General features: G+C 45.2%; 10 protein-coding genes. 2 read left to right on the top strand and 8 right to left on the bottom strand.

Annotation, left to right across the window (positions count from 1 at the left end; translation table 11 throughout):
- Window positions 1-199: 199 nt before the first annotated feature.
- The 7 genes from EV146_RS20050 to EV146_RS20020 all read right to left on the bottom strand — a co-directional run bounded on the left by EV146_RS20050 (window position 200) and on the right by EV146_RS20020 (window position 6,444).
- Window positions 200-385, bottom strand: a complete 186-nt coding sequence (locus EV146_RS20050) for an SE1561 family protein (protein WP_121610019.1) — start codon at window positions 383-385, stop codon at window positions 200-202.
- 196 nt (window positions 386-581) lie between these two features.
- Window positions 582-2,270, bottom strand: coding sequence for a gamma-glutamyltransferase (gene ggt, locus EV146_RS20045; RefSeq protein ID WP_132010070.1), 1,689 nt, complete (start codon window positions 2,268-2,270; stop codon window positions 582-584).
- A 148-nt stretch (window positions 2,271-2,418) separates the two neighbouring features.
- Window positions 2,419-3,234: a hypothetical protein gene (locus EV146_RS27655; protein ID WP_181215947.1), complete on the bottom strand. Its 816-nt coding sequence runs from the start codon at window positions 3,232-3,234 to the stop codon at window positions 2,419-2,421.
- Between the two features lie 145 nt (window positions 3,235-3,379).
- Window positions 3,380-4,192, bottom strand: coding sequence for a YfkD famly protein (locus EV146_RS20035; protein ID WP_132010067.1), 813 nt, complete (start codon window positions 4,190-4,192; stop codon window positions 3,380-3,382).
- An 87-nt stretch (window positions 4,193-4,279) separates the two neighbouring features.
- Complete coding sequence (locus tag EV146_RS20030; protein ID WP_132010064.1) at window positions 4,280-4,897, bottom strand: YczE/YyaS/YitT family protein; 618 nt, start codon at window positions 4,895-4,897, stop codon at window positions 4,280-4,282.
- 58 nt (window positions 4,898-4,955) lie between these two features.
- Window positions 4,956-6,011 carry a calcium/proton exchanger gene (gene cax, locus EV146_RS20025; protein ID WP_181215946.1) on the bottom strand — a complete coding sequence of 352 codons (1,056 nt, stop codon included), beginning with the start codon at window positions 6,009-6,011 and terminating at the stop codon, window positions 4,956-4,958.
- 40 nt (window positions 6,012-6,051) lie between these two features.
- A complete protein-coding gene (locus tag EV146_RS20020; protein WP_132010058.1) occupies window positions 6,052-6,444 on the bottom strand; it encodes an OsmC family protein in 393 nt (130 codons plus the stop codon).
- Between the two features lie 189 nt (window positions 6,445-6,633).
- Between EV146_RS20020 and EV146_RS20015 the strand changes: the two genes are divergently transcribed.
- Together EV146_RS20015 and EV146_RS20010 are read left to right on the top strand one after the other, a co-directional pair.
- Window positions 6,634-7,815, top strand: a complete 1,182-nt coding sequence (locus tag EV146_RS20015) for an MFS transporter (RefSeq protein WP_132010055.1) — start codon at window positions 6,634-6,636, stop codon at window positions 7,813-7,815.
- Window positions 7,816-8,500: 685 nt separating this feature from the next.
- Complete coding sequence (locus EV146_RS20010; RefSeq protein WP_132010052.1) at window positions 8,501-10,423, top strand: heavy metal translocating P-type ATPase; 1,923 nt, start codon at window positions 8,501-8,503, stop codon at window positions 10,421-10,423.
- 337 nt (window positions 10,424-10,760) lie between these two features.
- Here EV146_RS20010 and yiaA read toward each other — a convergent pair whose 3' ends face one another.
- The gene (gene yiaA, locus EV146_RS20005; protein WP_132010049.1) at window positions 10,761-11,231 is read right to left on the bottom strand and encodes an inner membrane protein YiaA; all 471 of its coding nucleotides are present in this window, start codon (window positions 11,229-11,231) and stop codon (window positions 10,761-10,763) included.
- Window positions 11,232-11,333: the final 102 nt, after the last annotated feature.

Here is an 11,333-nt window from a genome sequence, read left to right as displayed (position 1 = left end):
TGGATGGTTTTCTTTTCAAAAATCGATAATGCCTTTTTTCCACCGTACTACTCAGGTTTTTTCGTCTTCATAGCCCTGATCATCTGATTCTCGGGCTTTACTCCTCATTTCCTTCCTCATCCCTGAATCTTCCCTGAATCTGCCCCGCAACACCCACAACACTCTCTCCGCTAAAAAAAGACCCTAAAAAAGGGTCTTCTTACAAGTCACGGTTTTTAAATTCACGGCACTTGGCATCCATTTCCTCGACAATGGCAATCATTCGATCGATATCGTCCAAATCTGCCTCTTCCGGATCAATGGCCTCAAGCAGATCTAAAAAAGAATTTAGGCGGTGCTTTAAAAATATTACCTGGTTACTGCTATCTTTAATCGGGCTTCCCAAACAACTCTCTCCTTTCACTCCGTTCTCATCCTACCGAAAAACGAAGGTACTTGCAATCTTAATCAAACGTTTGGTTAAAGTTGAGTTCTCCCCATTCCCTTTGGTCCTGCATCGCTTAATAAAAGTATTCCCTTTTCAAAGCCTGGCAAGCAGCCGATTTGCTGAAAGTCGTGCCGATTTTTGGATTTATCATCCGTCAGTCCAGCCCCGCCGCTTTCCCTTCACGGCTGGAGTCTGCTGCCCCATACAGCCTGCCTGTTTCCTGGTCAATGAAAATACCCTGGACATTCCCGATTGGATAAGGGTCTTCAATGAATGTAAAGCCCATCTGTTCCAGCTTGGCCTTGCTCTTTTCATCCACGCCATCTTCCCAGCCAATTAAGGAACCAGTGCTGTTAAAAATCCTCGGTTCCTCGATTGCCTCTTTTAAATCCATTTTAAAATCCAGTACATTAACGATTGTCTGGAACACGGAGCCGACAATTGTCGGACCTCCAGGAGAGCCTAAGGTGAGACAAGGCTTTCCTTCCTTAAAGACAATCGTTGGACTTTTGCAGCTTACCGGGCGCTTGCCTGGCTGGACTTCATTTAAGCCGCCTGGAATCGGGTCAAAATCGGTCAATTCATTATTGAGGACAAACCCGTAATCCTTTACCATGATCCCTGACCCAAATGGATGCTCCACAGTGGAGGTGCATGCGACGATATTTCCCCAGCGGTCCATGACCGTAAAATGAGTGGTCTCACTTCTCTCCCGCTCAGGCTCAAAAGGCTGGGCAACTACTTTAACCTCTTTACCATCGTCATATGCCCATGGATTTCCATAGTCCACCTCCGTACTGCGGCTTTGAAAATTGATCAACCGGCGGCGTTCGCCAAGATAATCAGCATTAAGCATCCCCTTAATCGGTATATGATTAAAGAGCGGATCTCCCGAAAACGCCATTTTATCGGAAAAGGCAATTCTCATTGCCTCAGCAAATAAGTAGTACTTTTCCCACGACTTCGCCTCATAGGCACTCATATTAAAACCTTCAAGCAGCTTAAGGATCTGTAGCATGGTGGTTCCGCCGGCACTCGGCATATTGGAAGAAGCAAGCCGGTAGTCTCGGTAATCAGTCCAGACAGGCTCGTCCACCGTCACCTGGTAATTTTTCAGGTCTGACAGCTCCATGGAGCCCCCATGCTCTTTTAAAGTAGAAACAATCGCTTGTGCAATTTCACCTTCATAAAACGCCTTGATTCCTTCCCTCTGGAGGACCCTGTATGTTTTAACAAGATGTTCTTTAAAATAAATATCTCCCTCAATCAAGCCTTTTCCATTCGGCATGAACAATTCTCTTGCATGGTCACTTAAACGATACTCAAATTCCTTCAAAGCCCAGTCGAGCATCCAATTGACCTCAACGCCTTGTTCTGCCGCTTCAATGGAAGGCTGAATCAAATCGGCAAGCGGCATTAAACCATAATCCTTGCGTGCAGCTTCCATGGCTGCCAGGATTCCCGGCACGCCGACCGCGTTAGCATGGGTCGACCTTTCCCGGAATGGAATGACCTCACCATGATCGTCTAGAAACATGTCTGGATGGGCGCTTTTCGGAGCCTGCGAATGCCCATTATATATTTTCGTGGTTTTGCTTTCATTGTGGTGAACCATAAAAAAACCGCTTCCGCCAATTCCCGTCATCATCGGTTCCCCAAGATTAAGGGCAAATTGGACAGCGATTGCAGCATCTATTGCGTTGCCGCCATTCCTCAGGATTCTTTCCCCGGCATCGGTTGCGTAAGGATGTGCGGATACGACCATCCCCTTAGTTCCTGTCGCGGTCTCTCTTTCATACTCGCTTCGGGATGACCGTGTTTGAATGTTTTTTCCATTCCCCATGCAAAATCCCTCCCTATAAAAACTAATAACTGTCTATTAGTAAATACCCCCTCATAAATTCCCCGAAACTGGGATAATACTGGGTTTGGTGAAAAAGAAAAAGGGCCAATCATAAGCGATTGACCCTTTAAATAAAGCATTCCTTTTTTTAACGGTTGTTATCATTATTCTGGTTTTCAGGATTTACAGATACAGAATTGGTTTTGTCCTTATTCAGCTTGTCCGCAGGCTGACTGTCCATTCCTGTTGCATAATCACCTGCAAGATTGGAGTCCATGTTCTGTTCAGATCCAAGACCGCTGAATGTGCTAGGGTTGGTGCTGCCTTCAAAAGATGTTACTTCTGTTGAGCCTTGGACTGATGAGCTTGTGGTTGCATTTTTATTGTTTGAAGTTCCAGTTTCAGACGCAGCATCGACAACAGGGTTGTCCATTACTGTTGAACCCGCCTCTTTTACCTTAGATCCAATGTTCGCCAGGTCCTCTTTCGCATCCACGGCGGTGTTCATAGCTTCAGTTGTCATTTCTTTTACCTCGCCCATTTTGCCGAACATGTCCCGATTTAGTCGTTCATATAGTTTTTGAGCATCGCTGATCGCTTCTTTCAGGACATTTGAGGCATCCTTGAATGAATTGACCATTTGATCCTTAACATCAGAAGGATTGTTTTTCACTTCGCTGATCATATTCATTGAAGAATCCTTTACGTTTACAGCTGCATCCTTGACCTTAGTGCGTGTGTTGGAATCAAGCATGGCCAGCACTCCGCCAATGACTCCTCCGATGAGTACTCCGCGCATCAGCCTGCTGTTATTTGATGAAGATGAAGACCTGTTCACTGATGTTTTCACCCGGTTCATAGAAGAGCCGTTTTCGTACATACCAGAATTGTACATGGACGAATCCATATTGTTCATCGTTGAATCCATACTGTTCGTTTTACTATCTAAAATATTCTGTGCCATGTTTTAGTTCCTCCTTAACTATAGGTATTAATGCGATTCATGTTTGGTTAATTCCCGGAAAAACGAGGACCTAAACAAGTTTTCTCATCCTATTGTCAAGAAAAGCACCGTGATGTACAAAAAAAACCGGAGAGTAGGTCTCCGGCTATCTTGGACGTTCGCTTGAAACAAACCCGAATGAAACATGATCCTGAATAGGAATCCAGGCTCCAATTCCCTGGGATGTCACATTTTTAACAACAATCATTTTCTTGTTCCCTTTAAGCATCAAGTATACTTCCCCGTAAGTAACCTTTCCCTTTTCATTAATGGCCGGTGCATAGCCATACAAGTAGCCCAGCCTCTTTGGCTGGATGTTGTAGATTTGATCCTTTTTTGTTCCTGCACCAATGACCGTTTCAAATGCCAGCGGGAGCCCCGTCTTTTTGGCAGCAGTCAGCAGCATCATCTTCTGAACGTCGGGAGCATTCTTGATTTTTGCTGTCAATCCGCCTCTAACCACTTTTTGCTGCTCCTGCACATAATGAATTTTATAAGGAGCAGTTCCTCCGCGGTTATCATAGTAATTGGTATTTATCTTTTGGAATTCCCAGTTTGGCGAAGTTTCCGCAGACTCATAACTGAGCGGCCACTCTCCCAGATAAACAATGGCTCGATAGCCGATTGCAAAAGGTGTTGAATTGATGCTTGTTTCGTTCAGCATCCGGATTAAATCAGGGTTTTCAATCTTGACTCTTGAAGAATCGATAAGTTCTTTTGCCAGTTCACTAGGCTGTAAAAATGGCAAATCCTCTGTTGGGTTGGGGTACGTATTTTCCTTCGTGATATTCATGACTGAGTTTGGGATCGCATACTTAGCTTCCTTCTGAGGCGGCTCTGCCTTTTTCCCCGCCAGAGCTGGCGTAAAAAAAGACAATAAGAACACCATGCTTAAAAGGATGGCTGTAAACTTTTTCATGATGTCGGGCTCCTTTCCATACTTCAAAGCTGTTTCTTTGATAGTAGTTTTTTCGGAGTCACGACAGATTATCCAAGCTTTTATAAATTATCTCGCATTGGCCTTCAGCTTGTTCAGCAGACTCTCAAAATGAGGGAAGAAAACCTGAATTAGCGGGCCAATGGCAAAGGTGACGATGATCGTCCCTATTCCAATAGGACCATTGAACATAAGTGCCAGAATAAGGGCAATTACCTCTCCCGCCGTCTTAGCAGCCATTAAATTGAGCCCGAACCTTTCCCGAATGGCCATCATGAGACTGTCAATGGGACTTAAGGAGAATTTTGCCTGAATATAGATGGCGAGCCCGATGCTAATGGTTAAAAGCCCTCCGCTAAAAACGAGCAGCTGATGGATAAGGTCAGTTACGGAAAGCTGATCAAATACCTGTAAGAGCCAGAAATCAATAAAGACACCAGTTATAAAGAGGGTGATGATGGCTCCAATGTCGAGCCGCCTTTTTACCATGAATGCATTGGTCATAATCAAGATGACCCCAACGAGCACCACCCAAGTACCCGTCGTTAAGCCAACGGTTTCAGAAAGCCCTACATTCAGAGCATCCCAGGCACCTGAACCCAGACCCGATTCAATTGTCAGGCTGATTCCAAGCGATAAAATAAATTGCCCCACTAAGAAAAACAAAATCCGATAAAACAATGCCATTGCTACTCTCCTATCCTGCAAAGTTAAAGCCCTGTCCCAAAAGGCACAGGGCTAAAAATTATAAAAGGAAAAAACCTATTCCCATAATAACATACGCAGCAAGGAGTGTGAGGCCTTCAAACCAGTTTGTTTCCCCATCGTTCGATATAATGATGGTCAGAAGCGCAGCCGTCGCCATGGAAATCAACTCGGGCATCGTAAACACCAGCGGCATTTTCGTCTCAAACATTAAAGAAACTAATACAAGAAGCGGCGCTACAAACATGGCCACTTGCAAAGTCGATCCAAAAGCAATCTCTACTGCTACATCCATTTTATTTTTATAAGCCATGATGACCGCTGATGCGTGTTCAGCTGCATTCCCGACGATCGCAACAATAATAACCCCGATAAACAGCTCTGTCCAGCCGAATTGTTCTGCCACCGTCTCAAAAGTATGAACAAGATTTTCGGACACATAGGCGACCGCTAGAGTAGCCAGCAGCAAAATCAGAATTGCTTTCCCTTTGCTCCACTCAGGCTCTTCTTCATGCTGGGATTCGGCATTTTCTGCTGACTGGTAAACACCCCGGTGTGTAACTAGCTTAAAAAACAGTGCAGCCAGATAGAGGGTCATCAAAATGATGGCAACTCCAATGCTCAGGCCCAGTGTTTCGTCACTGTCCATTTCAAAAGAAAACACTTCTGGAATCACAAATGCCAAGATTACGGCAAACATCAGTAATCCCGAATTATGTCTGGCATCAAATACATTAAAGGTTTGCCGCTTGTATTTCAGTCCTCCGATAAAAAAGGACAGTCCAGCTACGAGCAGAAGGTTCCCCAGGACAGAACCAGTAAGGGATGCCAGCACAACCCCTACAAGACCTTCTCTCAGCGCAAAAATGGATATGATTAATTCAACTGCGTTCCCAAAGGTAGCGTTCAAAAGGCCGCCAATCCGCGGACCTGCCACGATGGCAAGACTTTCCGTTGCCCTGCCCATATAGCTTGCCAAGGCAATAATCGTCAAGCAGTAAATGACAAATAACAGAGTGCTTGGCCAATGCATTAAAGAGCCAATGACAGATAGCGGGACTCCTATAAACGTCATCAGCATAAAAACTTTATTCATCAACTAAAACCCCACTTTACAATAAAATGCGTTCGAAGAATTAATCTTCTTCAATCAGTTCAAAGGTTTCCTCCACTTCGATGCTTCCTATGACAGATTGAACCATGGAACAGTTCTTTCTTGTCAGCACCAGCGCCTTTTCCACTTTGGATTCACTTAGGTTCTTTCCAGTGATTGTAAAGTGGACAGTGATTTTCTCTACCCTGTCAGCGGCTTCTTTATTCCGCTCGGCATCAGCTTTAATGGTAATGTCGCTGAACTCCATCCTCATTTTTGTAAGGACCTTTCGCAGTACACCACCGCTGCATACAGCTATAGATGCAACCAGCAGCTGATACGGCCTGAATCCATGTGCTACATCGCCTGCCACGTCAAGCTTTCCATATTCTAAGTCTGCGTGAAAACCCAATACATCTTTCATTTTAAACTCCATTTTCTTTCCTGCCTTTCATCGTATTAACCAGTTGCTTACCTAAATTTTACGGAACGTTTTTCCCGTAATTCACATGAATGAGAGTATACTATTTTTTCCCATAATAGAACTTTAAAAACCTCTCTATCCCTTGCCAGATTGATTTGTCCTCATGTACCATCAAAGAATAATCAACTGTAGGAGACTGTTATGGATAAAAATAATAAATTTCGCTTTTGGGTCCTTGTAAGCATTGTCGCCATTTCTGGCCTTTCTCAGGGAATGCTCCTCCCATTAGTCGCCATCATCTTTGAGCAGGACGGACTTTCATCCTCGATGAATGGTTTTCACGCGACTGGACTGTATATCGGGATCCTGCTGGCTTCCCCTTTAATGGAGGGTCCTCTCAGAAAATTCGGATACAAGCCTGTCATACTCGCAGGCGGAATCCTTGTGGCTGGGGCCCTAGCCTCGTTTCCCCTGTGGAAATCTTTTTGGTTCTGGTTCGTTCTAAGGTTTTTAATCGGAATTGGGGATCATATGCTTCATTTTGGCACCCAGACCTGGATTACATCGTCATCTCCAAAGGAACGGCTTGGCCGCAACATTTCCCTCTATGGGCTTTTTTTTGGACTGGGTTTTACCGCCGGCCCGTTAATGACCCGATTTGTAGAAGTTCATGAATCACTTCCGTTTATGATTTCGTCTGCGATTTCATTGATATCGTGGCTGCTGGTCTGGACTTTAAAAAATGAATACCCTGAAAACGACCTTGAAACAAGCTCCTTCCTTGGAACATTCACAAGGTTCGGCAAAGTTTTTAAATATGCCTGGGTGGCCTTTCTGCCGCCATTTGGCTATGGATTTCTCGAAGCCTCCCTTAACGGGAACTTCCCTGTATATGCTCTTAGAAGCGGGATTGAAGTGAGTGCCGTTTCTCTTATCCTGCCCGCATTTGCGGCAGGAAGCATTGTCTTTCAGCTTCCGCTCGGTATCCTGAGTGACAGGCTCGGAAGAAAGAATGTGCTGATCACCGTCATGCTGCTGGGATTTGTCTGCTTTACTGCAGCCGGGATGGTTCAAAACTCCATTCCAGGATTATTCATTTGCTTTTTCCTTGCAGGCATGCTTGTTGGATCCACATTTTCACTCGGAATCAGCTATATGGCCGATCTGCTTCCAAAGCAGCTTTTGCCTGCCGGTAACTTAATGTGCGGAATATTCTTCTCCTTCGGAAGCATCACCGGACCTTTTATTGGAGGAATGTCCATACAGCATTTAAAAGGTCCAGGATTTTTTTATGTCATTAGCACCATGCTGCTGGTCATATTCTTTTCCCTGCTGGCCTTCAAGCCATCAGAATCCACTGCAAACAAAACACGTTCAGCGTAATATGAAAGTTTTCCGAAAACTGGAGCAGTTTGGTTCTAAAAGCATAAAATGTATGGTACCATTAACAAAACTAAATCCTGGTATATGAAATCTTTTCGCTGCTGTCATCTCCTGATGGCAGCTTTCGTGTTTTTTAAGGCTGCTGATTTTGATTTTTAATCTCAATTAGAGAAGAAAAGCGGAAGCGCCTGGTTAGCCCTGGCAGGCATAAGACAGCCCGCGCAGGAAGGCGTCCTTTGCCTTCTGTAGCGGGATGGCTTATGTCCCGAAGGGCTAGGCGCTGCAGCTGGACAGTGAAAAGCGGAGCCGACATTTCAAAGGAACATCAACTAAAAGCCGCCACGTCCTGTGGCGAACGTTGACGTCAGCACTTCCTGTGCAAGTCCGACAGGCATAAGACAGTTTCCGAAGGAAGGCGTTCCTTGCCTTCTGCAGGGAACTGGCTTATGACCCCGAGGGGCTAGGAGGCGCAGCTGGACAAAGAGAAAAGCGGAAGCGCCTGGTTAGCCCTGGCAGGCATAAGACAGCCCGCGCAGGAAGGCGTCCTTTGCCTTCTGTAGCGGGATGGCTTATGTCCCGAAGGGCTAGGCGCTGCAGCTGGACAGCAAAAGCCTATGCGAGCATGTGCAGACATAAGCAAGACTGATTTGGGTATAGGGATGAAAACAATAGGGAGGGCGATGGTATGGCACAGGCAGCAAATGCACTATCCGAACAAACCTCAGGGTCAGATATTAGTATGTTGGAAAAAGTTAAGCCTCATTCAGAACTTGCAGCAGCGATTTTATGCGGAATTTTGATCGCTGCGGGCTGGCTGCTTGGAAAAGGGGATTACGGAGCAGTCTCTGTTACCTTATTCATACTCGCCTATGTTATTGGCGGATTCGCGAAAGCCAAGGAAGGCATTGAAGATACGATTGCGAATAAGGAACTGAATGTGGAAATGCTGATGATACTGGCTGCTGTCGGTTCTGCGATAATCGGATACTGGACAGAGGGCGCCATCCTGATTTTTATTTTTGCAATGAGCGGTGCACTTGAAACCTATACCATGAACAAGAGCCACAAAGAGATTTCATCGCTGATGGAGCTCCAGCCCGAAGAAGCACTTCTGATCAAGAACGGCATGGAAGAAAAAGTACATGTCTCGGCGCTTTCCATTGGTGATATGATCCTCGTCAAGCCCGGTGAACGCGTCCCTTCGGATGGAAGGATTGCAAGAGGGCATACCACCATTGACGAAGCAGCTATAACCGGGGAGGCTGTTCCGGTTGCCAAAAATATAGGCGAAGAGGTATTTGCCGGCACAGTGAACTTAACCGGTTCAATGACAGTCGAGATTACCAAGCCAAACAGCGACACTCTCTTCCAGAAGATTATCGAGCTTGTGCAATCCGCACAGAGCCAGAAGTCGCCTTCCCAGCAATTCATTGAAAGGTTTGAAGGAGCCTATGTAAAAATCGTTCTAGCCGTTGTCTTTCTAATGATGTTTATTCCGCATTATCTTTTAGGCTGGAGCTGGACGGAAACATTTTACCGCGCGATGATTTTGCTGGTCGTTGCCTCTCCCTGTGCGCTTGTTGCTTCCATCATGCCAGCAACTTTATCCGCCATTTCAAATGGGGCACGACATGGAATTTTGTTTAAAGGCGGCGTTCATCTTGAAAACCTTAGCAACCTCAAGGCCATTGCGTTTGATAAAACCGGAACGCTGACCAAAGGAAAACCGGAGGTAACGGACATTCTGGTGCTGCCCGGCTTGTCGGTTGAGGAAGTTATGCTTAAGGCCGCGTCGATTGAAAGCCACTCGAACCATCCCCTTGCTGGAGCTGTCGTTAAGTATGTTAAACAGACTCTAAATGTTGAGATTCTGTCGCCGGAAAGCATCGAGGATGTCCCTGGCTGGGGAGTAAGAGCACATTTTCCCAATGAAAGCTGGAAGATTGGGAAAGCCGGTTTTATTGACGTTGAAAAGGCTGAAGTCTTTGCAGAAGGTGCCGCACTTAAACTCGCCGGCGAAGGCAAAACCATCGTCTTTATTGAGAAGAATGGTGAAATTGCTGCTTTAATTGCATTGAAAGATGTTGTCCGCAGTGAAACGAAAAAGGCAATCAACCTGTTAAAAGCCCAAGGCATCCATACCGTCATGCTTACCGGTGACAGCAGCAAAACAGCCAAGGCGATTGCTGCCGAGAGCCATGTGGACCAATATGTTGCCGAATGTCTTCCTGAAACCAAAGTCGAACAGGTAAAACAGCTTCAACGAGAATTTGGGACAATAGCCATGGTCGGAGATGGAATCAATGATGCCCCCGCACTGGCCGCAGCCAATGTCGGAATTGCCATGGGAGAAGGAACAGATATCGCTCTCGAAACCGCAGATGTGGTCCTGATGAAAAATGATTTGCCGCGTATCGCCGAGGCCATCTCGTTATCCAGAAAGATGAATTCTATCATTAAACAAAATATCATATTTTCTATTCTGGTCATCATGATCCTGATTTCATCCAACTTTCTGCAGTTTTTGGACCTCCCATTTGGTGTCATTGGTCATGAAGGCAGCACCATACTGGTTATATTGAACAGTTTGAGGCTGCTTCGTTCCTGATGTCAGCAGTTCCCGGCAACCGTTAGCCAAACCACCCGAGCCGTCAGCCGACGTAACATTATAAAGCCCAACTGCATTCGCAATATAATTTCACATTAAAGGCATTCTGCTCTTGATTTTAAAACAGATATCGAGATTATCACAAAAGATTTTTTAGCTAACATGTGCTTCACTATATGTTGGCATGCTTTGCTTCGATAAAAAAAACAACAGGCACTGAGCTTGCACCTTCATACCAACAACCGAAGGTGCAGTTCAATACTGTCGTTTCAATCATTATCTATTTTAGGGATCTAATCTGATACCACGAATGAATCAAGCATCCGAGCCAAGCAACCTAGTCTCTTTCCCTTGCCCTCTGTGCATCCCTAATATTTTTTTGTACCGTGATGGCGGCGAATAAACTAAGAACAAAGGACATTCCATAAAATCCTTTTTCGCTTAAAACAATACTTTCCGCATTGTACAAACCGATGACCATTAATGAAATTGATACAATAAGTGCAACCCAGCTGATTCCATAATAAATGCTGGTTACCGGAATTCCCTCATCCTTATCCCTTACTGCTTTTTGCAAGGATACCGCTGCATAAAGGCCGAATATCAAAACGGCAAAATAATATCCCTTTTCGTTCAGTTGCATGGTTGCATTAAATAGGCCAATGAGGTAAGCTGCAACACCTACCAGCAGCGCTGCCCAGGAAGCCCCTTTGAAAGCTGAAGTCGGCTCCCCTTCTCTCCTTTCTTCCTTCATTTTCGAATCATTCTGTTTTCCATTATCTAATAAAACCTCAGGATCATTAGACATTTAAATTGTTCCCCCCATCTTTTTATCAAATACAAATGGAGCACCGCAAAATCACCGTAGTGCCCCTGCTCAAGATTTATTATATAGAAATTTATGACAAAT

Source organism: Mesobacillus foraminis, assembly GCF_004340465.1.
In the GTDB taxonomy this organism is placed as follows: Bacteria; Bacillota; Bacilli; order Bacillales; family Cytobacillaceae; genus Mesobacillus_B; species Mesobacillus_B foraminis.
Note: the sequence above shows the minus strand (reverse complement) of the source record. Positions and strands in the feature narration are given on the sequence as shown.